The organism is Vibrio inusitatus (genome assembly GCA_024346935.1).
Taxonomy (GTDB): Bacteria; Pseudomonadota; Gammaproteobacteria; order Enterobacterales; family Vibrionaceae; genus Vibrio; species Vibrio inusitatus.
On the sequence record AP024878.1, the window covers coordinates 2,684,241 to 2,709,490 of the forward strand.

Here is a 25,250-nt window from a genome sequence, read left to right on the forward strand (position 1 = left end):
CAATTAGTAAAGTATGTTAGTATAAAGCTAATCTGAACTTTTGAGGTATGGCTGTGACTAAGCGAGCACAAAAACACCTATTTTATATTTCTCAAAACTATTCTTACGCCATTCTGCGCCCAATTCAGGAAGAATTATTGAAGCTTGGTTTAGAGGTAAAGTGGTTTCTTGAGGGTGAAGAGGTCAATCCTAGTTACCTCAAAAGCACCGAACCCCGCTTAAAATCAGTTAAAGAAGTTAAAGAGTGGAGACCCGACATTGTCTTCGTTCCTGGTAACTATGTGCCAAGTTTTATACCAGGTATAAAAGTAGCTTTGTTTCATGGTTTTAATTCAGGGAAAATAAGGAAAGGCCGTATAGGTCACTTTGATATCAGGGGGTGCTTTGACCTCTACTGTACCCAAGGTCCAGATACCACCTTAAAGTTTAAGGAATTAGCGAATAAGTATAAATATTTCGAAGTCAAAGAAACAGGGTGGTCAACGTTAGATCCATTATTTGAATTTGATAATTCACCTAGTAATAATAACAAACCTACCATATTATTCTGTTCAACATTTACTCCTGCAATATCATGTGCAGAGCAAATTTTCGAATCTATGCGTTCTATTACAAAAAATAACAACTTTAAATGGATATTTCAGTTTCACCCAAAAATGGATCCAGGTACTATAAAAAAATATAAATCATTACAAAGTGATAATGTGAAGTTTATTGAAACTGATGATGTAATCCCAATCCTTAAAGAAGCAGATGCTATGTTGTGTGATACATCATCAATAATTTCCATGTTTTTATTACAAAGGAAGCCCGTTGTAACTTTTAAAAATCAAGGGGAATGGAATCATCTAATTAACATAAATAATAGCCATGACATTGTAGACTCGCTTAAATATGCACTAAGTAGGCCGAATGATTTAATGTCTAAAATAGATGCATATTGTAATAAAATACATCCTTATACTGATGGGAAATCAAGTATCAGAGTAATTAATGCTGCTAATGAAATATTTAACAAAGCAAAAAAAACAAAGAAAAAAAAACCTCTTAATTTTATGAGAAACATCAAATCACGTCTTAAACTTAATTACTGGGGGCTCTAAAATGACGCTTCAAAATACTTCTTTAAGCGTAACTATTATAACAAAAAATGAAGAGGACCGGATTGAAAGTGCATTGCAATCCGTAGAGCATATTGCAACTGAAATAATCGTATTGGATAGTGGATCAACAGATCGTACAGTTGAAATTGCAAAGAAATATACTGATTTGGTTTTTGAAACTGATTGGCCTGGTTATGGAAAGCAAAAGCAACGCGCACTAGATCTAGCTAAGTGTGAGTGGGTTTTGTCACTTGATGCCGATGAGGTACTAGATAACGCTTTAAGCTCTAGCATTATTGAAGCCTTGAATACCAACAACCCAGAATATTCGGCTTATAAATTGCCATGGGGTGTAACTATCCATGGAAAGACCCTAAAATATGGAAGAAGTGCTCGCGCAACACTAAGACTATTTAGACGCCATGGAGCGCGATTTACTCTTGATGAGGTTCATGAAGGTATAGTTCCTAGCAAAGGTAAAACAGGTCAATTGAAAGGACTATTGCTACATTATACACAACGGGATTTTGGGCATGGATTAGATAAATCAGCCAAATACGCTTGGCTTGGAGCTCAAAAATATTTCAGAAAAGGAAAAAAACCACGTCCTTTTCCAATAATAATACTAGGTGCAATCTGGTCATTTTTTCATATTTACATTTTACGCTTAGGTTTTATGGATGGGCCTGTAGGTTTTATGGTTGCTGCCAGATATGCCATAGGAAACTATAATAAACATATGGGTTTATGGTTTTTATATTACGATAAAAAAAATTCAAAGTCGCAATAGATTAAAAAGAAATTATTTATATTCTCCTGAATCAGATTTTAAAGGTTAATTTTATGATAATAAGTCAACCAATTAAAACCAAAAAAAATGGCTTAATATTTTATAGTGTCACTATCGATAGAAACTCACAAAAGAAAGAGTTATGGTATAGCGTTGAACAGTGTTATGAAGAACTATTAACTGATACTTTAGACCCATTTCTTATAGCACTGATAATCCCAGCAATGTCAGAAGGTGAAAATATTCATTTAAAAGGGAAAGTATCAAAAGAACTTTTATTTAACTCTTCTGCACCCTTGCAAGAGGTCATAAAGGTAGTGATTCCCTCATTAAAGAATATCAGCATTAAAGCTGATGAAGAAACTATCTCTGATAGATTCAAGGCTCAAGGTGTCGCAACAGGGTTTTCTGCTGGTATTGATTCATTTAGTGTACTAGCTGATCATCATTATCCATATAATACTAATTTTAAGTTAACACATTTATTGTTTAATAATGTAGGTTCTCATGGTAAAGGGGGAGAGGAATTATTTAATAAGCGATACAAAAACTTAGCAAAAATAACTGAAACCATTGGTTTACCTTTAATAAAAGTGAACTCTAATCTTGATTCTTTCTATAAGGAAAATCTTTATTTTAAGCAAACTCATACTTTTAGAAATGCTTCCGTTGGACTTTTACTGCAAAAAGGTATCGGGACTTTTATGTACGCATCAGCTTATCATTTTAAAGATTGCTCTGTAGAAAAGAGCAATGATACTTCAAAGACTGATCCAATAACTTTACCATTGATTTCTACCAATGATATAAATTTAATTTCAGTTGGCAATGAATATACAAGAGCAGAAAAAACGAAATTTGTATCTGGTATTTCCGATTCATATGAGTTTCTAGATGTCTGTGTGAGTAGTAGGAAGAGAGTGTTTGTAAATTGTGGACAATGCTCTAAATGTTTAAGAACGTTAGTTACGCTAGAAATTTATGGCGTCATAGATCACTACTCTAAAGTATTCGATATATGTGCATATAAAAAGAATAGAACTAAATATCTCATGCTGCTATTAGGAAAACGTGATCCAATGAGTTTAGAGATATTAAAACTAGCAAATAAAGAAGGATTTAAATTCCCAGTACTTTCCTCTGCTGGTTACTATGTTGGAATAAGTTACTTTTATTCCATGGTAAAACTACTAAGAAAATACTTTAAAGAGAAGAAACGTGCCAAAAATTCTAACTTACAATAATAATTTTAAGTCGCCAGATCATCTAACACATTTCTCATAAAGTCACTAACTTTCCAGTAGTCGGTAGAAGTAATTCAAATGTTTTTCTACCGTTATTTCAGAACCAAATTCTTCTTCAAGGCGAACTTTAGCTTTTTCTCCCATTTCTATACATAGAGCTTTGTCATTGGACAAAGAGTTAATAGCCTCAGCTAGTCCTTCAGCGTAATTTGTCGGCACAATTAACCCCGTTTTTCCATCTTCGACAAGTTCAGGAGAACCACCCGTTGTCGTGACTATAGATGGTGTACCATTCGCCATTGCTTCTATAATAGTTCGAGGTAATCCTTCTCCTGATATCGAAGGTTGAATTTGGATGTCGGCCATGCACATTAATGATGGAACATCACTTCTATGACCTATGTAATGTATTCTTTCCGACATAGGGCTATTTTTTATTTCATCAAAATGCGGCTCGAAACCATGCCCAGCAAGTAGTAAATGGAAGTTTTTTACTTTTACTTTATGGGTCGCTTCCAAGAGAACAGAGATCCCTTTACTAGGTCTTACGTGTGCAGCGCAAATCCCAACCACATCACTGTCCTTAAGATTTAAAGATTGACGATCTGTAGGCTGAACTTTATACCAATCTAGAGATTGGCCTTTATAAATTGTCACTACATTGCTCTTATTCTTCCAAACCTTTTTTGTTACATCTTTGCGTACAGAGTCAGAAACACAAATCACACCGTCGACTCTAGGGTTTAAAATCGTAAAGTAAGCACTAGGATCATGCCTATATAAGCCTCCCGTTGTACCTCGATATGCGATTAATTTCACATCAATTCCTATACAGGCAACGGCTGCATTAGGTATCGTTTTTGAATTGAATGCATAACAAATATCATAATTATGAGATTTTAATTCCCTTCTTATAGTGCGAATCGTAGTAGGGCAAACTTTTCTTTTTGGATAACATGGAATCACTTTGATCCCAAATTCCTTAACTCTGGTCACGTACTCAGCATCTCCCTGAGTAATGATTGTTATCTCATGACCTAACTTAGCAAGCGCTATGAATATTTCCGCTTCAGGCCTTACGCTATTCCATGCGTGCTTGTATGAGGTGCACACAAGTATCTTAAGTTTATTTTTCATCATACCTTAACTTATATCTTCAAAAAAACGCGTGAAAACTGGACATACACCACATAATAGCAAAAATGCCCAAAGATTACTTATACTCCATAACTTTTTTGAAAAATTGATGTTAGTCTATCAACCAGTAGTACATAAAGATAACTTGGTAATATTTAACGTGAGATTAATAATAATCAGTGCTGTCTACAATATGTCTCAACAACTTGTAGACAATATTGAAATGTTAAAGTCACAAACATATATTGATTTTGAAGTATATTTTGGAGATGATCTTTCAACGGATAATAGTGTAAGTGTTATCGAAGATAACATTAGAAATGACATTAGATTTAAATTATTCAAAAATGACGAAAAAAGATTTTCATTAGGTAATATTTACCATTTAATTAAGCAAGCAAAACCTAAAGATGAAGATATTATAATATTATTAGATGGTGATGATTGCTTAGCCGATGAGAAAACTCTTGAATATTTGCTTGAGTTTTATTCAAGAAATGATTGTTTAATGACTTTTGGTTCATTTAGTAGAATGAATGCTAGTAGAGATAGTACTTGCGCAAAATATCCATCTTGGTGCATAAAGCTAAATCTGTTTAGATATTGCAGTTGGAGAGCTAGTCACTTAAAGACATTTAAATATATCTTATGGAAAAACATAGAACCAAGTTACCTTACAATATCAAAAAAAGAATATAGAAGTAATGTTAGGAGTTTCCTATTAAAAGGAAGAATTAGAAATTGGTTAAGAATCAAAAATGTAAGATATGAAGATATTGTCACTGAAGATGGTGTTTTCGTACGAAGATGTGATGATAAATTTTTTACACTTCCTATGCTTGAAATGGCACGAGATAAAGCTTTATATATAGAAAGAATCATGTACAAGTATAATGGGTGTACTTCTGATCCTAACTTCGGAGATAGTAATAAAAAATGGAGCCAAAGACTACTACGTCATTCTGCATTTAGAAAAAGTAAACACCGACCTTTACTATAAGTTTACACATGATAAATATTTAAATTTATCTACTATACAATGTAACTTTAGAAGTTGTTCGTGTCATTGTTGATATGCAAATGATAATATTCATTATATTTCAGTCAACATTAAATCAATTCATATTAAAACCTTTACCAAGGATAATCAACGCTAAGTAAATTATCATAATATTATATTTTTGACATGGATTGATGACCGAAATATGATGTTACGCTATTACGTAACATCAACAACTGAGCCTATATAGAAGAATGTCACATTTTAAGAAGCTAAATTTCTCACTATTAAAGCTAACTTATACTGGCTTGTTATACTTAGCCTCCCCTTTATTACTTTCTAAATTACTTCTACCTAACAAGGGGAAGCCTATCATAGGAAAGCGTTGGTATGAGTACTTTGGTATTTTGCCATCATTAAAAGGCAATAACCCTGTCTGGATTCACACCGTATCTGTAGGTGAAACCCTCGCAGCTACTGCGCTCATCCGAGCCATCAAAGAACAGTTTCCGCAACAACACATCTTAATCACCACCACCACCACCACCGGCGCTGAGCAAGCATTAAAGCTCTCAGATATAGCTGAACACAGATACATGCCCGTAGATTTTTCTTGGTGCGTGAAGCGCTTTCTGAAGGTGACAAAGCCTAAGTGTATGTTGATCATGGAAACAGAACTATGGCCAAACACTTTGGCGGCTGTTGCACAAGCTAAGATCCCGGCGACAGTGATCAACGCTCGGCTATCAGAACGATCTTGTCTGCGCTATCAAAAGTTTCAATCTATATTCAATCTTATTTCACAGAGCTTAGACAATGTATTATGTCAGCACAATGATGATGCAGAAAGATTTAGACGACTAGGCGTACAACCGAGTAAAGTAACAGTCACTGGCTCTCTAAAATTTGATATGTCAATTTCCGAAGCTGTTCTTAAAGAAGGTGAAGCACTACGTACGCAGTTGGGAATTAATAGACCTGTCTGGATATCAGCTAGCACTCATGAAGGTGAAGATGAGATTATCTATAAGGCTCATCAACAACTAATACAGGCAATCCCTGACGCGTTGCTGATTTTAGTGCCTCGCCATCCAGAAAGATTTTCTTCTGTAGCTAAGTTAGGAGAGGAACTTGGTCTCAATGTGATATCAAGAACTGAAAAATCGGAGATAGCTACGGACGTGCAAGTTTATCTCGGTGATACAATGGGAGAGATGCTAACCCTCATTAGTGCTTCCGATATTTGCTTTATGGGGGGCAGCCTAATAGGCAATAAAGTTGGAGGGCATAATATGCTCGAGCCTGCGGCTCTTGGAAAGCCTATTCTCAACGGTCCTAGTTTCTTTAACTTCAAAGATATCACCCAACAACTTATTGAAGAGAAAGCACTAAAGATTTGTGAGTCCGATGATGAAATAAGCGATAATCTCGTTCGCCTATTCAAAGATCCTTCATTTTGTGCAGAAATGGGTCAAAACGCCTATCAAGTGGTTGAGCGCAATCAGGGGGCAGTCGCAAAAACAATAGACGCGCTAGAGAGTATTATATCCACCAAGTAGATATTCCCATTCATCTTCATTCCAATGGATACCAAAGCGTTCGACTTCTTTAAGAAAAGAGCGCTTTAATCTTGCCAAGTTACTATCTTTCCAGTCATCGCCCTTTTGCTGTGCACATTTATCAAAATCAATAATCCAAACCGTATTGTCTTCATCGAGCAAGATATTATGAATATTCAAATCGGTATGATTCACTTGAGCCTGGTGCAACTGCTTAATCTGCTGTCCTATTGCCCTATAGATATCTCTAGATAGAGAGGTATTCTGCAGTTTTGCGACTAAGTCTTGTGCGTTAGGAATTCTTTCACTCAGCAAGTCAGCTATGTAAAAAGGGCCAAGCTTTTTGGCTCGAGCCGCGATAGGTCTTGGTACATTGACCCCTTTTTCTCGCAAATGCCGCAAAAGAGCAAACTCTTGAAAGCTTCTGGTATTTTCCCAACCAGAGAACCAATACTGGTCTTTTATTAATTTTCCAAACAAACCACCACGACGATAATGACGAAGTGCCCCTTGAAGCCCCTCAAGCTGTACAAACCAAGTCGTTCCACGCCCTTTAGCACTTCCTACCACTTTATTTTGCACAAGCCAGTAGGGTGCTTCAAAGCACATTTCAGGAGGCATATTTAGAAGATTTTGTTCGAACCAAATCACCTCAGTATTACTTCGCAGTGTTTCCAATCTATAACCTCGATAAAAATCAATCGCTTCCCAATTTTACAATTAACTCCAGCACCTGCATAATTTATCCATCTAAATTACGAGTTTATTGCATGACACTGTTCAAATCTGCACCAAAATCTCTATGTGTTCTTCGTCTTTCTGCTATCGGCGACGTTTGCAATACCATTGCTGTCATCCAAAGTATTCAAAAACAATGGCCAGAGACAGAAATTACATGGGTAACCGGAAAGATAGAAGCCCAGCTTTTAAAGTCTGTTTCTGGCATTAACGTGGTTATATTTGATAAGTCTCAAGGTTGGAAAGCGTACATTCATTTATGGACGCAGTTAAAAGGACATAAATTTGATGCTCTCTTGCATATGCAGTATGCAATTAGAGCTAGTGTAGCTACGCTCGGAATACAGGCTAAATATAAGCTCGGATTCGATAAGCTGAGAAGTCAAGATTTTCAAACCTTATTTACTAACGTAAAAGTCCCCTCACCCGACTCAATGCATGTTTTAGATGGATTAAGAGCTTTTGCTACGAAGTTAGGTATTCAGGATACCTTGCCACATTGGGAATTGAAGTATAATGAGTCTGATCTGGATTGGGCCCGTAGTCAATTGATCGCAGATAAAAGAAATCTAGTCGTGGTACCTGCAGCTAGTAAAGACTATAAAAATTGGACTGTTTCTGGTTACACAAAAATCATAGAGTATGCATCGAGCAATGGATGGAATGTATTATTAGCAGGAAGTCCTGCAAGAAATGAAATAGAGCTTGCCGATAGACTTGAAAAATCATTGACCATGCCAGTAACGAACTTAGTCGGGAAAAGCTCATTATTACAATTACTTGCGCTATTAGATAAGACTGATTTAGTGATTGCACCCGATACCGGTCCAACTCATATGGCTAACGCAATGAACACTCCCGTAATTGGTCTTTACGCGCATCATAACCCTGAACGAACGGGCCCGTATCAATTTAGAGAGTATGTTGTCTCGGTATATGCTGAAGCTATACAAAAAGAAACAAATCATTCACTACAAGAGCTATCTTGGCGAAGTCGTGTAAAGAATACAGAAGCGATGCACCACATAAACGCCAACGATGTCATCGATATGTTTGATAAAATCACCCACGACTTCAATCTCACCAATATGAAGGATTAAAATGAAAAACCATGTCCTCTATCCCGGCACCTTTGACCCTCTAACCAATGGGCATATGGATATCATCAAACGCGCCGCAAACCTATTTGAAAAAATAACGGTTTGTGTAGCCGCTAGCCCAAGCAAAAATACAATGTTCTCTTTAGATGAGCGTGTCGCTATGCTTCAAGAGTCCGTAGCTCACCTAAATAATGTTTATGTAGAAGGGTTTTCAGGGCTATTAATTGAGTTTGCGAAAGAAAAAAAAGCGAATCTTCTTGTTCGTGGTTTACGTACGACTATGGATTTTGAGTATGAGTTCGGATTGACCAGCATGTATCGAAAGCTACTGCCTGAACTAGAGAGTATTTTCTTAACTCCATCAGAAGAGTTCGCGTTTCTCTCGTCAACTATCGTAAGAGAAGTCGCCATTCATGGTGGGGATGTAGAAGGGTTTGTACCCACTTCTGTTTTTAAGTGCATAAAAGAAAAGGTTTAGCTTACGCTAAACCCTCTTTTTTCAGTTATAGCTTATAGTAGGCTTTATACCAATCAGCAAAGGCCTTAACACCCTCTTTGACTTTAACTTGAGGTTTATAACCAGTAGCTTTAAACAGGTCTTCAGTATCTGCGTAAGTTGCATACACATCACCCGGTTGCATTGGCATAAAGTTTTTCTTAGCTTCTACTCCAAGAGCATCCTCTAAGGCTTCAATGTATTCCATTAGCTTAACTGGGCTACCATGGCCTATGTTGAATACTCGATATGGTGCCGAACTGGTTGCTGGAGAACCTTCTTCTACGCTCCAATCATTATTCGTTTCTGGAATAACATCTTGGATACGGATTATGCCTTCGACAATATCATCGATATAGGTGAAATCACGCTGCATATCGCCATTGTTGTACACATCAATCTCATCGCCATTCAATATTGCCTTAGTAAACTTGAATAATGCCATGTCAGGGCGTCCCCAAGGACCATAAACCGTAAAGAAACGCAGGCCTGTTGTTGGCACACTGTAAAGGTGCGAATAGGTATGTGCCATTAGTTCGTTAGATTTTTTAGTCGCAGCATACAGTGAGATGGGATGATCAACTGAATCTGCAGTATCAAAAGGCATTTTTTTATTGAGGCCGTATACAGAGCTAGAAGAGGCATACACTAGGTGTTTTATCTTATGGTGGCGGCAACCTTCAAGAATAGTCAGATGCCCAACGAGGTTACTGTCTGCATAAGCCAAAGGATTATCAATAGAGTAACGCACTCCGGCTTGAGCTGCTAAATGGATAACTTTGTCAAACTGTTCTTCGGCAAATAATCCAGCGATCCCTTCACGATCGGCCAGATCTAAGTGTTTAAATACAAATTTATCGTGAACGATACGTTTCAAGCGATCTTCTTTTAACGACACTTGATAGTAGTCGTTCATATTGTCGATACCGACAACCTCATGACCTGCATCCGTCAAGCGTTCAACAACCGCACTTCCAATGAAGCCCGCAGCACCAGTTACTAAATATTTCATATCACCCTTCTATTTGTTGTTGGCAGGATTCACACCAAAAGGTATTTCTCTGCCCGACCATTTTCTGGCTAATCTCAGTTTTGCATATAGGGCATGCTTCACCTGCACGGCCATAAACCTGTAGCTGCTGAGCAAAATACCCTGGCTTGCCGTCTGGTTGTTCAAAGTCATTCAGCGTTGTGCCACCTTGCGTTATAGCATTAGCTAACACCAACTTAATCTCATCCACCAGCAATTCCCATTCATCATAAGACAATGAATTTGCAGGCCTTAATGGATGAATTCTAGCATTAAACAGAGATTCATTGGCGTAGATATTGCCCACCCCAACGACAACCTTATTATCCATTATGAACTGCTTTACTGCCACCCGACGTTTTGCTGCCAGTGGTATAATATGTTCAGTACAAAACTCATCCGATAGAGGCTCTGGGCCTAGATTATCTAAAAGCGCTAACGATTCATCATTGCCGACCCATAACCATGAACCAAAGCGACGGGGATCGTTATAGCGTAGCATCTTGCCATTTTCTAAGACTAGATCCACATGATCGTGCTTAGTAGGCTCTATATTTGAATCTTGAATTCGCAGCGAGCCAGACATCCCCAAATGAACCACTATGCTCCCTTGCTCGGTTCTCAGTAGTAGATATTTAGCTCGACGCTCTACCGCCTCAATTATCACACCTTCCAGCTGCTCAAGCTTTTCAGGCACTGGCCAACGCAGTTGACGCTGACGCACCACCAGTTTCTTTATTACTTGGTCAGTGATATGTGGGCTAATGCCCATTCTGGAGACTTCTACTTCGGGTAACTCTGGCATGAGTAGCTCAAATTAATCATAGAGAAGTTGATTGTAGCGTTTTTCAGGCACAAAAAAACCCAGCAACAAGTGCTGGGTTTTCATGTTCTGCTTAAAGAAGTATCAATTACTTGATTTTAGCTTCTTTGTACATAACGTGCTGACGAACAACTGGATCAAATTTCTTGATCTCAAATTTGCCCGGCATGTTACGCTTGTTTTTATCTGTAGTATAGAAGTGACCTGTACCAGCAGAAGAAACAAGTTTGATTTTTTCGCGAATGCCTTTAGCCATTGCTCAATTCCTCTTAAACGTTTTCGCCACGTGCACGGATATCTACAAGTACAGCATCAATGCCTTTCTTGTCGATGATACGCATGCCTTTAGCAGTTAGACGTAGTTTAACAAAACGTTTTTCGCTCTCTACCCAGAAACGATGAGTTTGTAGGTTCGGCAGAAAACGGCGCTTAGTAGCGTTGCGTGCGTGAGAACGGTTGTTACCCGTTACAGGACGCTTACCAGTTACTTGGCATACTCGGGACATGAATGTCTTCTCCAAATCGTTTCAGCTCGATATCAACCTTGGTGGCCGAACCTCTCTTATGAGGTCAAAAACCGTTATGGAAAACCCATACAAGGCTATCAAAGGTCGCGCATTATACTAAGTTGATCGCAATTGCTCAAGACCCGAACAGATCCTTTTTGCATAAATCGCTGATCTTTTTTTAGCAGAGCTGATTATTGTTCAAAAATAGTGCGCGTATGTTACCAGAAATCCTACACCCTACAACTACTAATTCTCCATCCGCCCTATATTTAATTAAGCTTGGCGATTATTTGTGTTTGGCTAGGTTAAATTGATAACCTAAGATAACGTAAAGCTTGCCATCATATTGATATAAATCATTCACTTATCGGAGTCAGAATGTCGCAACTCCTATCTGCAATCCCACTAACTTCCTTAAATGGCGTTGGTGCTAAAGTTGCCGAAAAATTGGCTAAGATAGGCCTAATTACCGTTCAGGACCTTTTATTTCACCTCCCTCATCGCTACGAAGACCGAACTCGCGTCTATCCTATGGCCAGTTTACATGCGGGATTGTGGGCTGGAGTACAAGGTAAAGTAATGACTGTCGATACCGTGTTTGCTAGGCGGAAGATGCTGACCGTTAAGATTAGCGACGGCAATGGCACCATCACTCTGCGATTTTTTAACTTTACTGCTGGAATGAAAAATAACTTCAGTGAGGGCAAGTTAGTTCATGCCTATGGTGAGATAAAAAGGGGCAATCAAGGTTTAGAAATTGTTCATCCCGATTTTAAGTTCTTCAACGAAGAAAAAACAGTCGCGACAGAATCGAGCCTCACCCCGGTCTACCCAACAACTGACGGTCTGCGTCAATTAACTCTGCGCGCTCTTACTGATCAGGCACTCGAGCTATTGGATAAATCCGCGGTCAATGAGCTACTACCAAATGGCCTGTATGATGCGCAGTTATCGCTTAATCAAGCACTACATATCGTCCACCGCCCAGAACCTGAAATCGATTTAGAGCAATTTGATTTGGGTCGTCATCCATCGCAGCTGCGATTAATCATTGAGGAATTACTAGCACAAAACCTTTCCATGCTGGCATTACGAAGCAAAGGTCAATTAGACAGTGCAATTTCGTTACCCTCTTCATCTCGCTTCAAAAATCAACTGCTTGAATTACTGCCCTTTTCTCCGACTAACGCACAGTCTCGTGTCGTTAAAGAGATCGAAGGCGATCTTATTAAGCCCCACCCTATGATGCGCCTTGTTCAAGGGGATGTAGGTTCAGGCAAAACGCTTGTTGCCGCTCTAGCTGCTGTAACAGCTATTGAGCAGGGCTATCAAGTTGCCATGATGGCACCAACCGAACTGCTTGCAGAGCAGCACGCTATTAATTTTTCTACTTGGTTTGAACAACTAGGAATAAAAGTAGGCTGGCTAGCAGGAAAGGTTACAGGAAAAGCAAAACAAGCTCAGCTAGAGGCTATTGCTAGCGGTGAGGCACAAATGGTCATTGGGACACATGCGCTATTTCAAGAGCAGGTGAAGTTTCATAACCTGTCGTTGGTTATTATTGATGAGCAGCATCGCTTTGGGGTTCATCAGCGACTAGAACTAAGAGAAAAGGGAGCGGCTTCGAGCCACTATCCGCATCAACTGATCATGACGGCAACACCTATTCCTCGCACCCTTGCTATGACAGCCCATGCCGACCTTGAGACCTCTGTAATTGATGAACTCCCACCGGGACGAACTCCAATACAGACCGTGGCTATACCTGATACCAAGCGAGCCGATATTATTGAGCGAATTCGAGTAGCCTGTGCACATGAAGGAAAGCAGGCCTATTGGGTCTGTACCTTGATTGATGAGTCTGAGGTACTTGAGGCGCAAGCGGCGGCAGAGATTGCAGAAGAGCTTACTACCAAACTGCCAGAATTGAAGGTTGGACTCGTTCATGGTCGTATGAAACCCACTGAGAAACAAGCCATCATGCAGCAGTTTAAGGCAAATGAACTTCAACTGTTGGTCGCTACGACGGTGATTGAGGTGGGTGTGGATGTTCCTAATGCCAGCTTGATGATCATAGAGAATCCAGAGCGCCTTGGACTTGCTCAGTTGCATCAGTTACGCGGGCGTGTGGGGCGTGGCACAGTAGCAAGTCATTGCGTACTTCTCTACCATGCGCCACTGTCTAAGACGGCGCAAAAGCGATTAGGGGTGCTCAGAGAAAGTAATGATGGTTTCGTTATTGCGCAGCGCGATCTTGAGATAAGAGGCCCTGGAGAGCTCCTTGGTACGAAACAAACCGGCATTGCCGATTTCAAGATTGCCGATTTAGTCAGAGATCAGCATCTTGTGCCCCAAGTGCAAAAAATGGCTCGTTTTATTCATGAGCAATACCCTGATAATGCAAAGGCCATTATTCAGCGCTGGATAGTCAACAGTGATGAGTATGCGAAGGCATAAATAAAAAGAGCCCTAATTAGGGCTCTTATATATCGCAAAGAAAGTTAACGTCGCTTTTTGCCTGCATTAGCGAAGGCTGCTGCCATAGCGCCGCCTAAACCATTATCTGCTGACGAGCGATTGTCGCGACGTTCTTTTGTCACTGGTTGCTTGTTGTCTCGACTGCTTTGAGGTCTGCTTGCACGATTATCTTGACCTGGCTGATCATTGAGACGCATCGATAAGGCTATACGTTTACGCTGGATATCGACTTCCATCACTTTAACTTTAACGATATCTCCGGCTTTCACTACTTCACGCGGATCAGATACATACTTATCTGTAAGCGCGGAGATATGCACAAGACCATCTTGGTGTACGCCAATATCAACAAAAGCGCCAAAATTAGCCACGTTAGACACCACGCCCTCAAGTACCATACCGACTTCAAGGTCTGATACCTTATCAATACCTTCAGCGAAAGTTGCTGTTTTAAACTCTGGCCTTGGGTCTCGACCCGGTTTATCGAGCTCCTTGATGATGTCTGTTACCGTTGGCAAACCAAATTGTTCATTCGTAAAATCAATAGCGTTAAGCTTACTTAGGAAAACACTATCACCAATAAGATTTGAAATAGGCTTGCTGGTTTTCTCCGCTATCGTTTTCACAACAGGGTAAGCTTCAGGGTGTACTGACGATGAATCCAGAGGGTTGCGACCATTCATAATTCGCAAGAAACCCGCACTCTGCTCAAACGCCTTAGGCCCCATTCTTGCTACCTTCTTAAGGCTAGCACGGCTTTCAAAACGCCCATTATCATCACGATGAGCCACAATATTTTGTGCCAGTGTAGTCGATAAGCCCGCAACTCGGTTAAGCAATGCTGCTGAAGCCGTATTTACATCCACACCTACACCATTTACACAGTCTTCAACCACTGCATCCAAACGCTTAGCTAATGATGACTGACTAACATCGTGCTGATACTGACCTACACCTATCGATTTAGGATCGATTTTAACAAGCTCTGCTAGCGGGTCTTGTAAGCGACGAGCGATAGACACCGCACCACGCAAAGATACATCCATATTTGGAAATTCTTTGGCTGCCAGTTCAGAGGCCGAATACACAGAGGCCCCAGCTTCACTGACCACAATTTTTTGTACCTTGATACCTTTCTTAATGATGTCGCCAATGAAGGTGTCAGACTCACGTGAAGCCGTACCGTTACCAATCGCCACCAAATCCACATTATGCTGTTTGATCAGTCGCTCAATGCTGTACATCGACTTATCATATTGCTTTTGCGGTTGATGAGGGTAGATAACATCAGTTGCCAAAACTTTACCGGTGCCATCTACCACTGCAATTTTGCAGCCGGTCCTTAATCCAGGATCTAGACCTAATGTTGCGCGAGGTCCTGCTGGTGCTGCCATCAACAAATCTTTTAAGTTAGTCGCAAATACTTCTATGGCGCCAATCTCCGCTCGCTCTTTCATTGCTGACATTAGTTCAGTTTCAAGGTGCATGGAGACTTTTACTCTCCAAGCAAAACTAATGACTTGCTTACGCCATTTATCAGCAGGGGCATCACTTAATGAAATTCTGTAATGGTCCGCGATAATGGTTTCGCAGTACGAACTACGAATGGAGGGATCTTGCGCAGGGTCTGCATTGAGGGACAACTGCAAGAAGCCTTCATTGCGGCCACGTAACATAGCTAGAGCTCGATGCGAAGGTACACGGCTTATCGCCTCATCATGTTCAAAGTAATCTTTGAACTTCTCCCCCTCTAACTCTTTACCCGCGATGACTCTAGATTGCAGTTGTGCATGCTTCGTGAGGTAATTCCTTAACTTTTTGAGTAGATCTGCATCTTCAGCAATTCTTTCCATCACAATGGCTCTAGCGCCATCTAATGCTGCTTTGGTATCCGATATACCTTGCTCTAGATTCAAGTATTTTTCAGCTTCAACCTCTGGTACAAGCGAGGCATTACCCCAAATTGCATCCGCCAAAGGCTCCAAGCCAGCCTCTATAGCTATTTGTCCCTTAGTGCGGCGCTTGGGTTTATAAGGTAGATAAAGATCTTCAAGACGAGTCTTGTTATCGGCCAGGTTAATCTCTTTCTCCAATTCAGAGGTTAACTTACCCTGTTCAGAAATGGACTTAAGGATTGACTGTCTGCGTTCGGCCAATTCTCGTAGATAGGTCAAACGACTGTCTAAGGTGCGCAGTTGGGTATCATCAAGTCCTCCTGTGACCTCCTTCCTATAGCGAGCGATAAACGGTACTGTATTCCCTTCATCAATCAGGTTTGCCGTAGCAGTCACCTGTTGCGTGGCAACATTTAGCTCAGTGGCGATAATCTGAAAAATCGTCTGACTCATCTTAATTCACTTGTTTTTCCTTAGGGTTTAAAACTAACTATGGGGGCAAATGTCAGAAAAACCAGATAACAAAAGGGGTGATGGCACGAATAAACAACGATCAATGAGTTAATTTTAAGATTTAACCTAACATTTGCCTGCAAGCTACTGATTATTAGTTAGAATTAAAAACAGTAACCCGACAATAAAACCTAGCTGCTAATAGTTGGGTAGATATGGATGTTGATAATGAAAAAAATAACCAAGTCTCTCTCTCTGCTCATCGCCTCAATAGTCAGCCTACCTCTGTTGGCTGACGGTAATGATACGGTTTTAATGATGAAGAACGACAAGCAAGCATATACCACAGCTGATCCCGCTCTTAAATGGCAAGACAAGGTCATACTTGGACGAGTGGAAAACGTCTACTATCAAGATATTGATGGACTGAGTGAACAGCCTTTCATCGGTAAGATAGATACGGGGGCAGATACCACCTCAATGCATGCTGAAAACATCCACGTGTACAGCAACAATGAGAAATACGAAGGAATGCAAGATACTGAACTCATGCAGGCAATTGTTGATGAGTTTGGAGGACCAAAAAGCAATTGGTGGCTTGAGAGCTTTGATACTCCAGAGCGAAACATTCAAGGGGTAGTTAAATTCGATATTCGCCATCCAACTACCGGCGAGATCATCTCTTTAGAACGTCCACTGGCTCGCACCAGCGTCATTCGCAGCCGCACGAGTGAGATCCCGCTGTATCGTCCAGTTATCAATATTCCACTTAAGATAGCGGATGTTACGGTTAATACCGACGTTAACCTGACCGATCGCAGCAACTTCTCAGCACCGATCCTAATTGGTAAAACCTTCCTCAAGCAAAATGCGTGGGTATTTGCAGGTTACGACTACCTTCAATCACAGAATAGCGCTCGTGTCGTAGGACGCAGCGAAGAGCTTTTCGTTGATAGTGTCTCACTTAAAACCAGTTTCTCCCTTGCCAATAGCTACAGCCAAATGCACGCTACCAACATAAAAGTGGATGAAGAAAAGCGTACCGTGACTTTTGATACCGCAAATAAGGCTGGAGACAAAACGACCTTAACCCTGCCGCTAGAGCGTATGCTACGAGTCAGTGGCGAAGAACGACCTCTTGTATTTGTCCCAGTAAAAGCGGGTGACTTTGAGAAGCCTATATTGGCCTACCTGAAGGATCGCTCCAAATACAGTTCTCAATTACGTTTAGGTAAAAATACGCTCAGTAAGTACTTCATTATCGATACTAAAGATAAGAATGTGCTGCGAGCAGAAAATATGACATTGGAAACCCTACTAAGTAAGCGTGATCCTCTCATTATCGCGACCCATGAGATCATTTACTTCGATGGTACCCCTGTAAACGCGGAACCTTCTTTTGCTATCAATACTCCAGTGCTATTTGTTAATGGCTTTGAGCTAAGCAAAGGTAAAAATGGCGAACAAGCCAGTTTTTACATTCCAAGTAGCGACGGTAGTGATAAAAAAGTAATCAAAAAGGTAGAACGAAAAATCCGTGTGGGTGAGACAGTTCGACCAATCCTAAAAGAGCAAGTAGTTATTGGCGGAAAAGAAATGACGCTTGAGTTTGCCCTTGAAGCTATCGGTAAAGGGGATGAACCACATTTTGCCATCGGTCGCGCCTTTAAAAAAGATGGCGTACTTGTTAACACTCGTACAGAAGATCTCCTAGACCCACGCCCATTGTTTCATACTGGTTACATTGAAAAGGCACAGGTTGAAGGTCTTAAGTTCTCAGTAAAACTGGATACTGGCGCTGACATCAGTTCAATGAATGCCCTCAATATCAAACGCTTCAAAAAAGACGGCAAAGAGATGGTGAGTTTTGATTATGAAAATGCCGAAGGCTTGAAGCAGAGTTTTACAAAAGAGGTCGTCGACATCATGCGCATTCGAGCAAAAGCAGGCGAAAAGCCTAATGAGCGCCCAGTGGTCATGATGAAAGTAACACTTGGCGAGGTAAGCAAAACCGTTCGTGTTAACCTACAAGATAGAAGTCGCTTTGAATACAGCATGATCCTTGGAAAGAACTTCTTGAAGAATGGTGTGGTAGTCGGCAGTGACAATACTTATCTATTGGGTAAGTAATCAAGTAGATATGAATAACAACTACAGATGAAAACAAATTTAATTACCCGAGAAGGCTTTGAGAAGCTACAGAAAGAGCATGATTACCTCTGGAACGAACGTCGTCCAGAGGTCACCAAAATAGTCACTTGGGCCGCAAGCCTAGGTGACCGCTCTGAGAACGCTGATTATCAATACAACAAACGTTTACTAAGACAAATCGACCGAAGAGTTCGCTACCTAAGAAAGCGGCTACCGGACCTTAAAGTTATCGACTATGCAGCAGCTCAAGACGGTAAAGTGTTCTTTGGTGCTTGGGTTGAAATAGAAAATGAAGAGGGCGAGATCAAGCACTTTCGTATTGTAGGTCCCGATGAGATTTATGGTGATGAAGTTAAACACTATATCTCCATTGATTCTCCGATGGCACGTGCACTGCTTAAAAAAGAAGTCGAAGATGAAGTCGTAGTGAGAACACCTGAAGGTAACAAAGAATGGTTTGTTAACAAAATCAGTTACCAATCATCGAATCAATATAAAACTGATTGAAACTCACTAGTTACATCAACTTAAATGATGATTACTGGGTGCGATTAACATTATCTAACACTTTAACTGTCTATAATTAATCCAATTTTGTTACATTTCCCCGGGTATTATCAGTCAGGTGTGATAGGGAGCGAATTTGCAAATAGTGACGGACTACTTGATCGCACTCGCCAACTCCCACTTTTAGAATAAAAAAAATTGGATTAAGTAGGTCTATTATAATGCAAGAAAATTTCAAGATTTTGGTCGTCGATGACGATGCACGCCTCCGCTCTCTATTAGAGCGCTATCTTTCTGAGCAAGGCTTTCATGTCCGTTCTGTTGCCAATGCTGATCAGATGGATCGCCTGCTTACGCGTGAAAACTTTAACTTAATGATATTGGACCTTATGCTACCGGGAGAAGATGGGCTATCTATCTGCCGTCGTTTGCGTAGTGCCAACAACATGCTACCTATTCTGATGCTTACCGCTAAAGGCGATGAGATTGATAGAATTGTTGGCTTAGAAGTTGGTGCGGATGATTACCTACCAAAACCATTCAATCCAAGAGAACTATTAGCTCGAGCGAAAGCAGTATTGCGTCGTCAATCTGTTGAAGCACCAGGAGCACCTAGCTCAGAAGAAGCTATCGTCGAGTTTGGTGACTTTGCTCTAAACTTAGGTACTCGCGAAATGTATCGTGGCGAAGAGTTAATCCCTCTAACTTCTGGTGAATTTGCTGTTCTTAAGATTCTTGTAACGAATGCACGTGAACCTATGTCGCGTGACAAGCTAATGAACCTAGCTCGTGGTCGCGAATACTCAGCAATGGAACGCTCAATCGACGTACAAATCTCTCGTCTGCGCCGTATTCTAGAAGAAGATCCAAGTCACCCACGTTACATTCAAACTGTATGGGGCCTAGGCTATGTCTTTGTTCCAGATGGCCGAAAAGTTTAATCATTAGGATCTATTAATGCGATCGCGTAGTTCGATAACCCAAACAATCATTGGCTTTATTGCTCTTTTGATTGCCAGTCAGGCCTTCTCTTACTACGCGATTTTTAACTACGCATTACTTCCCAGTCTCAAACAGTTCAATAGAATTCTCTCCTACGAAATCAATCTCGTGATGGAGGAGTATGCTCGAATTCGTCAAGAATCAGAGCTAGGTATCCCTGAAAGTGAGCGCACTACTCCGCTTAGGCAAGCTCTGCTACTTAGGCTAGGTGTTAGCGTACATCCACTCGCAGGAACCGTTGAAGAAGAATATCAAAAAGCCTTTTATCTTGATTTCATGAGCGATGAAATTACTGAAGAAATAGGCTCTCCTGCAGAAGCTCGACTAGCCAGAGATAGTGAAAGCTATCTACTGTGGATCAAGCTTGATTCCATGCCTAACTGGCTGCTTAGAGTTCCCTTAACAGAGCTCACTCACAATGAATTTAAGCCGTTATTTATCAACAGCTTACTAATAACCATTTTCTTGATATTGGGTGGGTGGGGCTTTATACGCTGGCAAAACCGGCCACTTAAGAATTTAGAGTCTGCGGCTATCAGTGTCGGCAATGGGGTGATCCCCGAGCCTCTTCCTGAGAAAGGAACCACTGAAATTCGCGCTGTAACAACTGCCTTTAATAAAATGGCTAGAGGCATAGAAGAGCTAGAAACCGATCGACGACTAATGCTTGCTGGCGTGAGTCATGATATTCGAACGCCACTCACTCGAATTCGATTAGCTACTGAAATGATGGCAGAAACCGACAGTTATCTCGCTGATGGGATCATCCAAGACATCGATGAATGTAATGACATCATTGCTCAGTTCATCGATTATCTTAAGCCTGTTGATCGTAACGATTTTAGCAACATCAGCCTAAATGATATGGTTGAAGAACTTAGACGTGCGCTGAAGATTTACGAGGCAGGTGGACCTCTAGAAAGTGGATTTGATCAAGATATCTTAAACTATACCTTTAATATTGATTTAAAAGAGGACTTGCCCGATATCTATGCCAGTTATATCCCTATAAGACGCACGCTAAGCAACTTGCTAGTGAATTCAAAGCGCTACGGTGATAAATGGATTGGTATCAAAACTGGAGTCTCTGATCATAACAAGAAAGTATGGATATCCATTGAAGACAATGGACCAGGTATTGATGATGAGCAGATGCAAAAAGTATTTGAGCCCTTCACTCGCGGTGATACTTCTCGAGGCAGTGAGGGAACAGGACTTGGGCTGTCTATCGTTAAGCGCATCGTTACTGAACATAACGGCACGATAGAGATGTCGAACCGTGAAGAGGGTGGCTTGAAGGTTAAGCTCACCTTTGATGCTTGCCGCAATACCAATCGTATTAAGTAATTGTTCAGTCTAGTTATTTACTTAATAGAATTGAAGCATAATTAACTTTTCTTACTAAATACAAAAAAGCCGAGTTTCATATTGAAACTCGGCTTTTAGCTTTAAGCGTTTGATTTACTGATAGTACGAGTGAGAGCCCTGCTCATGCTCAGTTGCATCTTTAACCGCAACGAGTTCATCAGAGAATTCTTGAAGAAGTTGTTTTTCAATACCATCTTTTAGTGTTACATCAACCATTGAACAACCATTACAACCACCGCCAAATTGAACTAGTGCTATACCGTCGTCAGTAATTTTAACTAGACTAAGGTGACCACCGTGGCTCGCTAGTTGCGGATTTACTTGAGTTTGAATAACATACTCTACGCGTTCTAGTAGCGGTGCATCATCTGAAACTTTGCGCATTTTAGCGTTTGGCGCTTTCAGTGTCAGCTGAGAACCCATCTTGTCAGTCACGTAGTCAATTTCAGCATCTTCCAAAAATGGTAGGCTCAACTCGTCCACATACGCAGAAAAAGCCTCATATGGAAATTCAGTATCTGTTGCTTCTACCGCTTCTGGTGGGCAGTAAGACACGCCACACTCTGCACTCTGTGTACCAGGGTTGACCACAAATACTCGAATGTGAGTTCCGTCTGCTTGCTGTGCTAGCAGGTTAGCAAAGTGCGATTGCGCAGTTTCCGTAATAGTAATTGTATTAGACACGATAAATACCTGAGTAATTCTGTAGGTTATTATTGGTATTCTACTCTGTTAGATTTTTTTTTCAAACATGTAGTAGCAATGAACCATTAACACTAATAATTAGATAATCACAATTGTGACATGACAATCAAAATGCGCTCGGGAATATTTAATTATCATAAAATGGGCTTTGATGCCCTGCAGATACAGTAGACATCAATTCGCTTCACTCCCTGATTTTTTAATAATAAACATACCTCTGCCACCGTGCTTCCTGTGGTGACCACATCATCCACCAGCGCAATGTGAGAGTGATTTTGTATGCTAGCCAGATAATCAGGTGACAAGGAAAAAGCATGCTTAAGGTTAACTAAGCGTTGTCTACGATTAAGGCCCATCTGTGTTTTCGTTACTTTAACTCGTCTAATTGCTTTCGATAATACTTGCGATTCAACACCAGTCCTCTCTTTCAAGCTTTGTGAAAGATAGTTGGCTAGATAATCACTTTGATTAAAGCCGCGCGCGCACTGCCTTCTCCAATGCAGCGGAATAGGCAGTAATAAGGGAGCCGGAGACTCTAAGCGTTCAGCAAGAAGTGATGCTAATTCCCTAGCGTGCCAAACCTGCCTGCGATACTTGAGTCCCTGTACATACCAAGATAGAGGTTCGTTATATTCTCCAATACAGTAAAGTCCATCCCAAAGCGGTGGATTGCTAACACATCCACCACAACGCTCGACTGGCATTTCCATCATAGTGCCGCAAGTTGCACAGCGACAAACTGGCTTTAATAGATCTATACACTCGGGACACCAAATAGGATTCATTTCACCTTGTAACGGCTTTTCGCAACAGTAACAGTTGGAGCCAAACATCTTATAGCTAACATGTCGTATCCAATTCAAGAAACGATGCAAGCATTGAGTTAGTTGTCGATTTCCAATAATCTGCTCTAATCGTGAAGTTAATAACTCTTATTTCTAGTCCATCGTTCAATACTCAAGGACTTAAAAGAGTATGAAATACAGGTGAAATGGATGAACGCAGATAGCAAACTGCATTGGGATGTTTATGGAGAGGGTGACAACCTCATTCTGATCCACGGTTGGGGAATGAATGGAGCGGTTTGGCATCAAGTGATTGAAGAGCTTGCCCAGCACTTTTGTGTTCATGTGGTTGATTTACCAGGGTATGGCCATAGTCATCAAATACATAGCCAGTCTATTGCTGATATTGCCGACAGGGTATTGCAGGATGCGCCAAAGGAAGCGATATGGCTTGGATGGTCGCTTGGTGGCCTCATAGCAACACACGTTGCACTGCACCAACCAGAGCGTGTCACAAAGTTGGTGACGCTAGCGAGCTCGCCGCGCTTCTCTGCTGAAGGTCGTACATGGAGAGGCATAGCGCCTAGTGTACTCAATGACTTTACCTCTCAGCTCACCGATGACTTTCAAGGTACTATCGAGCGCTTTATGGCATTGCAAGCAATGGGCAGTCCATCAGCAAGACAAGATGTAAAGCAATTGAAAAGTGCTGTTCTTTCACGCCCTATGCCCAACCCAAATGCGCTTCATCTTGGTCTTGAGTTGCTAGCAACCATTGATTACCGCGAACATCTCAATGCCCTAACGATGCCTATCCATCGCCTCTATGGGCGCCTTGACGGGTTAGTACCAGTAAAAGTGGCATCAGTGTTAGATAAGCAGTTACAGGCAAGTTCGCACATATTTAAGGCCTCTTCTCATGCTCCGTTTATGAGCGAGAAAAAGGCCTTTTGTGATGTCATAAAGCAGCTTTAGATTAATCCTGAGTCAGGATCTTATTCCAAGGAAGGTCGCGATCACCGATGACAATAAAGTTAGGGTTTTCTAAGGTTTCACGCAGATTGTACGAAAGTGGCTCGAGTCCTGTATCTAAGATGGTGCCACCCGCTTCTTCAACGATACATTGTGTAGCCGCTGTATCCCACTCACCTGTAGGCCCGAGGCGCAAATAACAATCAGCACTTCCCTCCGCGACCAGACAGGCCTTTAAGGCCGCTGAACCTAATGGAATCAACTCGTAATTCCATTCATTACTCATACATTCAGTAATGCGATTAATATCCTGACGGCGACTTATCGCAATGGTTACATTTTGCTTAATAAGTTCATGGGTATGAGTATTAATACGAATGCTCTCATCCATGTCGGGTATCTTCCACGCCCCTTTCCCATGATAGGCATAATATACCACCCCAGACACTGGTGCATATACCACACCCATGACAGGTTTATTGTGCTCAACAAGCGCAATGATGGTGGCAAAATCACCGCTACGAGCGATAAACTCCTGCGTACCATCAAGAGGGTCTACCAACCAGTATCGTTCCCACTGTTCGCGCTCAGCAAGACTGATATCTGCGTCCTCTTCAGATAAGACAGGAATATCAGGGGTTAGCTCAGACAAGCGCTCCATGATCAATTTATGTGCCGCTAAGTCAGCACTAGTGACTGGAGTATCATCTGATTTGGTAAATTCTTCGTAGTTTCGCTTTTGATATATATCAAGAATAAGCTGGCCAGCAGAGCGCGCAATTTCTATAACATTAGGCAGTAAGTGGGAAAGATCTTGTCTCATTAATTTTCACCCTTTTGCTGAGAGAAGTAGCGCTGTGCCAACATTAAGGCACTGATACTGCGAGCCTCACAAAAATCCATATGTGCTAACAATTCGTCTGCTTGAGCAAGAGGCCAACGAACCAAAGTAAGAGGTTCAGGTTCATCACCCACCAAGGTTTCAGGATAAAGGTTTTTAGCAACAAACAAGGTCATCTTGCTAGAAAAGTATGAAGGGGCAAGGACAACTTGCTTTAGTGGAACAAAAAGATTGGCGCCAAAGCCAATCTCTTCTTTTAACTCACGATTGGCAGCCTCAACAGGGCTTTCACCCGGATCAATAAGGCCTTTGGGGAACCCAAGCTCATAGCTTTCAGTGCCCGCTGCATACTCTCTCACCAGCAGAAGATCCCCCTCTGCAGTGAGCGGAACCACCATAACAGCATCGCGACCACTAGGGCGCATTCGCTCATAGGTTCGACGTTCTCCATTAGAAAACTCTAAATCCAAAGCCTCGATACTAAACAAGCGCGAACGCGCAACCTCGGTTTTGTTTAAAATCTTTGGCTTTTTCTCGCCTGCCATCCTAGTTAGCCTCTTCAAT

General features: G+C 41.1%; 24 protein-coding genes. 13 read left to right on the forward strand and 11 right to left on the reverse strand.

The annotated features are described in order from the left end of the window. Positions 1 to 53 precede the first annotated feature (53 nt). Genes OCU48_RS12380 through OCU48_RS12390 form a run of 3 tightly spaced genes read left to right on the forward strand, consistent with a single transcriptional unit; the run spans position 54 to position 3,137 of the window. The gene (locus tag OCU48_RS12380) at positions 54 to 1,103 is read left to right on the forward strand and encodes a UDP-N-acetylglucosamine 2-epimerase (RefSeq protein ID WP_244312303.1); all 1,050 of its coding nucleotides are present in this window, start codon (positions 54 to 56) and stop codon (positions 1,101 to 1,103) included. A 1-nt stretch (position 1,104) separates the two neighbouring features. Continuing rightward, complete coding sequence (locus OCU48_RS12385) at positions 1,105 to 1,893, forward strand: glycosyltransferase family 2 protein (RefSeq protein WP_141345631.1); 789 nt, start codon at positions 1,105 to 1,107, stop codon at positions 1,891 to 1,893. A 53-nt stretch (positions 1,894 to 1,946) separates the two neighbouring features. Further along, complete coding sequence (locus tag OCU48_RS12390; protein ID WP_141345630.1) at positions 1,947 to 3,137, forward strand: hypothetical protein; 1,191 nt, start codon at positions 1,947 to 1,949, stop codon at positions 3,135 to 3,137. 45 nt (positions 3,138 to 3,182) lie between these two features. Here OCU48_RS12390 and OCU48_RS12395 read toward each other — a convergent pair whose 3' ends face one another. Further along, the gene (locus OCU48_RS12395; protein WP_141345694.1) at positions 3,183 to 4,274 is read right to left on the reverse strand and encodes a glycosyltransferase family 4 protein; all 1,092 of its coding nucleotides are present in this window, start codon (positions 4,272 to 4,274) and stop codon (positions 3,183 to 3,185) included. Positions 4,275 to 4,383: 109 nt separating this feature from the next. Here OCU48_RS12395 and OCU48_RS12400 point away from each other — a divergent pair, with 109 nt between their 5' ends. Continuing rightward, positions 4,384 to 5,274 carry a glycosyltransferase family 2 protein gene (locus tag OCU48_RS12400; protein ID WP_280176875.1) on the forward strand — a complete coding sequence of 297 codons (891 nt, stop codon included), beginning with the start codon at positions 4,384 to 4,386 and terminating at the stop codon, positions 5,272 to 5,274. A 254-nt stretch (positions 5,275 to 5,528) separates the two neighbouring features. Further along, positions 5,529 to 6,833: a lipid IV(A) 3-deoxy-D-manno-octulosonic acid transferase gene (gene waaA, locus OCU48_RS12405; RefSeq protein ID WP_141345628.1), complete on the forward strand. Its 1,305-nt coding sequence runs from the start codon at positions 5,529 to 5,531 to the stop codon at positions 6,831 to 6,833. Here the strand turns inward: waaA and OCU48_RS12410 are convergent. Beyond that, positions 6,807 to 7,511: a 3-deoxy-D-manno-octulosonic acid kinase gene (locus OCU48_RS12410; RefSeq protein WP_141345627.1), complete on the reverse strand. Its 705-nt coding sequence runs from the start codon at positions 7,509 to 7,511 to the stop codon at positions 6,807 to 6,809. The genes waaA and OCU48_RS12410 overlap by 27 nt on opposite strands. A gap of 92 nt (positions 7,512 to 7,603) precedes the next feature. Here OCU48_RS12410 and OCU48_RS12415 point away from each other — a divergent pair, with 92 nt between their 5' ends. Both OCU48_RS12415 and coaD read left to right on the forward strand, forming a co-directional pair. Beyond that, on the forward strand, positions 7,604 to 8,671 hold the full coding sequence (locus tag OCU48_RS12415) for a glycosyltransferase family 9 protein (protein WP_141345626.1): 1,068 nt from the start codon (positions 7,604 to 7,606) through the stop codon (positions 8,669 to 8,671). A gap of 1 nt (position 8,672) precedes the next feature. Then, positions 8,673 to 9,149 carry a pantetheine-phosphate adenylyltransferase gene (coaD, locus tag OCU48_RS12420; protein WP_141345625.1) on the forward strand — a complete coding sequence of 159 codons (477 nt, stop codon included), beginning with the start codon at positions 8,673 to 8,675 and terminating at the stop codon, positions 9,147 to 9,149. Positions 9,150 to 9,174: 25 nt separating this feature from the next. Here coaD and OCU48_RS12425 read toward each other — a convergent pair whose 3' ends face one another. The 4 genes from OCU48_RS12425 to rpmB form a co-directional block, all read right to left on the reverse strand. Beyond that, positions 9,175 to 10,179: an NAD-dependent epimerase gene (locus OCU48_RS12425; protein ID WP_141345624.1), complete on the reverse strand. Its 1,005-nt coding sequence runs from the start codon at positions 10,177 to 10,179 to the stop codon at positions 9,175 to 9,177. A gap of 1 nt (position 10,180) precedes the next feature. Then, positions 10,181 to 11,002 carry a bifunctional DNA-formamidopyrimidine glycosylase/DNA-(apurinic or apyrimidinic site) lyase gene (gene mutM, locus OCU48_RS12430; RefSeq protein ID WP_141345623.1) on the reverse strand — a complete coding sequence of 274 codons (822 nt, stop codon included), beginning with the start codon at positions 11,000 to 11,002 and terminating at the stop codon, positions 10,181 to 10,183. A 106-nt stretch (positions 11,003 to 11,108) separates the two neighbouring features. Next, on the reverse strand, positions 11,109 to 11,276 hold the full coding sequence (gene rpmG / locus OCU48_RS12435) for a 50S ribosomal protein L33 (protein WP_017029383.1): 168 nt from the start codon (positions 11,274 to 11,276) through the stop codon (positions 11,109 to 11,111). Between the two features lie 13 nt (positions 11,277 to 11,289). Beyond that, entirely contained in the window at positions 11,290 to 11,526 is a 237-nt protein-coding gene (gene rpmB, locus OCU48_RS12440) for a 50S ribosomal protein L28 (protein WP_004728407.1), read from the reverse strand. Between the two features lie 381 nt (positions 11,527 to 11,907). On the opposite strand from rpmB, the gene recG reads away from it, so the two are divergent. Then, a complete protein-coding gene (recG, locus tag OCU48_RS12445) occupies positions 11,908 to 13,986 on the forward strand; it encodes an ATP-dependent DNA helicase RecG (RefSeq protein WP_141345622.1) in 2,079 nt (692 codons plus the stop codon). 44 nt (positions 13,987 to 14,030) lie between these two features. On the opposite strand, the gene OCU48_RS12450 is transcribed toward recG, so the two are convergent. Then, a complete protein-coding gene (locus OCU48_RS12450) occupies positions 14,031 to 16,355 on the reverse strand; it encodes a Tex family protein (protein ID WP_141345621.1) in 2,325 nt (774 codons plus the stop codon). Between the two features lie 228 nt (positions 16,356 to 16,583). On the opposite strand from OCU48_RS12450, the gene OCU48_RS12455 reads away from it, so the two are divergent. From OCU48_RS12455 to envZ, 4 genes are all read left to right on the forward strand, one after another. Next, a complete protein-coding gene (locus OCU48_RS12455; protein ID WP_141345620.1) occupies positions 16,584 to 18,485 on the forward strand; it encodes an ATP-dependent zinc protease family protein in 1,902 nt (633 codons plus the stop codon). Positions 18,486 to 18,512: 27 nt separating this feature from the next. Continuing rightward, complete coding sequence (gene greB, locus OCU48_RS12460; protein ID WP_141345619.1) at positions 18,513 to 19,013, forward strand: transcription elongation factor GreB; 501 nt, start codon at positions 18,513 to 18,515, stop codon at positions 19,011 to 19,013. 221 nt (positions 19,014 to 19,234) lie between these two features. Beyond that, positions 19,235 to 19,954 (forward strand): osmolarity response regulator transcription factor OmpR, encoded by a 720-nt coding sequence (gene ompR / locus OCU48_RS12465; protein WP_208727146.1) that lies wholly within the window; start codon positions 19,235 to 19,237, stop codon positions 19,952 to 19,954. 16 nt (positions 19,955 to 19,970) lie between these two features. Continuing rightward, positions 19,971 to 21,362 (forward strand): two-component system sensor histidine kinase EnvZ, encoded by a 1,392-nt coding sequence (gene envZ, locus OCU48_RS12470; protein ID WP_141345618.1) that lies wholly within the window; start codon positions 19,971 to 19,973, stop codon positions 21,360 to 21,362. Positions 21,363 to 21,476: 114 nt separating this feature from the next. On the opposite strand, the gene nfuA is transcribed toward envZ, so the two are convergent. Together nfuA and OCU48_RS12480 are read right to left on the reverse strand one after the other, a co-directional pair. Beyond that, entirely contained in the window at positions 21,477 to 22,067 is a 591-nt protein-coding gene (gene nfuA / locus OCU48_RS12475; RefSeq protein ID WP_141345617.1) for a Fe-S biogenesis protein NfuA, read from the reverse strand. Between the two features lie 155 nt (positions 22,068 to 22,222). Beyond that, complete coding sequence (locus OCU48_RS12480; RefSeq protein ID WP_244312302.1) at positions 22,223 to 22,873, reverse strand: ComF family protein; 651 nt, start codon at positions 22,871 to 22,873, stop codon at positions 22,223 to 22,225. Between the two features lie 210 nt (positions 22,874 to 23,083). Between OCU48_RS12480 and bioH the strand changes: the two genes are divergently transcribed. Continuing rightward, positions 23,084 to 23,848 carry a pimeloyl-ACP methyl ester esterase BioH gene (gene bioH, locus OCU48_RS12485; protein WP_141345616.1) on the forward strand — a complete coding sequence of 255 codons (765 nt, stop codon included), beginning with the start codon at positions 23,084 to 23,086 and terminating at the stop codon, positions 23,846 to 23,848. Between the two features lies 1 nt (position 23,849). Here bioH and cysQ read toward each other — a convergent pair whose 3' ends face one another. Continuing rightward, positions 23,850 to 24,668: a 3'(2'),5'-bisphosphate nucleotidase CysQ gene (gene cysQ, locus OCU48_RS12490; protein WP_102334660.1), complete on the reverse strand. Its 819-nt coding sequence runs from the start codon at positions 24,666 to 24,668 to the stop codon at positions 23,850 to 23,852. Then, positions 24,668 to 25,231 carry an ADP compounds hydrolase NudE gene (nudE, locus tag OCU48_RS12495; RefSeq protein WP_141345615.1) on the reverse strand — a complete coding sequence of 188 codons (564 nt, stop codon included), beginning with the start codon at positions 25,229 to 25,231 and terminating at the stop codon, positions 24,668 to 24,670. The genes cysQ and nudE overlap by 1 nt, the downstream gene beginning before the upstream one ends. Positions 25,232 to 25,250 lie beyond the last annotated feature (19 nt).

Coding starts and splice junctions, on each gene's coding strand:
- OCU48_RS12425 (WP_141345624.1), bottom strand. CDS start 10,179: ATGAAATATTTAGTAACTGGTGCTGCGGGCTTCATTGGAAGTGCGGTT.
- recG (WP_141345622.1), top strand. CDS start 11,908: ATGTCGCAACTCCTATCTGCAATCCCACTAACTTCCTTAAATGGCGTT.
- cysQ (WP_102334660.1), bottom strand. CDS start 24,668: ATGAGACAAGATCTTTCCCACTTACTGCCTAATGTTATAGAAATTGCG.
- OCU48_RS12385 (WP_141345631.1), top strand. CDS start 1,105: ATGACGCTTCAAAATACTTCTTTAAGCGTAACTATTATAACAAAAAAT.
- OCU48_RS12415 (WP_141345626.1), top strand. CDS start 7,604: ATGACACTGTTCAAATCTGCACCAAAATCTCTATGTGTTCTTCGTCTT.
- OCU48_RS12395 (WP_141345694.1), bottom strand. CDS start 4,274: ATGAAAAATAAACTTAAGATACTTGTGTGCACCTCATACAAGCACGCA.
- envZ (WP_141345618.1), top strand. CDS start 19,971: ATGCGATCGCGTAGTTCGATAACCCAAACAATCATTGGCTTTATTGCT.
- ompR (WP_208727146.1), top strand. CDS start 19,235: ATGCAAGAAAATTTCAAGATTTTGGTCGTCGATGACGATGCACGCCTC.
- rpmB (WP_004728407.1), bottom strand. CDS start 11,526: ATGTCCCGAGTATGCCAAGTAACTGGTAAGCGTCCTGTAACGGGTAAC.
- OCU48_RS12455 (WP_141345620.1), top strand. CDS start 16,584: ATGAAAAAAATAACCAAGTCTCTCTCTCTGCTCATCGCCTCAATAGTC.
- OCU48_RS12450 (WP_141345621.1), bottom strand. CDS start 16,355: ATGAGTCAGACGATTTTTCAGATTATCGCCACTGAGCTAAATGTTGCC.
- bioH (WP_141345616.1), top strand. CDS start 23,084: ATGAACGCAGATAGCAAACTGCATTGGGATGTTTATGGAGAGGGTGAC.
- greB (WP_141345619.1), top strand. CDS start 18,513: ATGAAAACAAATTTAATTACCCGAGAAGGCTTTGAGAAGCTACAGAAA.
- nudE (WP_141345615.1), bottom strand. CDS start 25,231: ATGGCAGGCGAGAAAAAGCCAAAGATTTTAAACAAAACCGAGGTTGCG.
- OCU48_RS12480 (WP_244312302.1), bottom strand. CDS start 22,873: ATGAATCCTATTTGGTGTCCCGAGTGTATAGATCTATTAAAGCCAGTT.
- coaD (WP_141345625.1), top strand. CDS start 8,673: ATGAAAAACCATGTCCTCTATCCCGGCACCTTTGACCCTCTAACCAAT.
- waaA (WP_141345628.1), top strand. CDS start 5,529: ATGTCACATTTTAAGAAGCTAAATTTCTCACTATTAAAGCTAACTTAT.
- rpmG (WP_017029383.1), bottom strand. CDS start 11,276: ATGGCTAAAGGCATTCGCGAAAAAATCAAACTTGTTTCTTCTGCTGGT.
- mutM (WP_141345623.1), bottom strand. CDS start 11,002: ATGCCAGAGTTACCCGAAGTAGAAGTCTCCAGAATGGGCATTAGCCCA.
- OCU48_RS12390 (WP_141345630.1), top strand. CDS start 1,947: ATGATAATAAGTCAACCAATTAAAACCAAAAAAAATGGCTTAATATTT.
- OCU48_RS12400 (WP_280176875.1), top strand. CDS start 4,384: ATGTTAGTCTATCAACCAGTAGTACATAAAGATAACTTGGTAATATTT.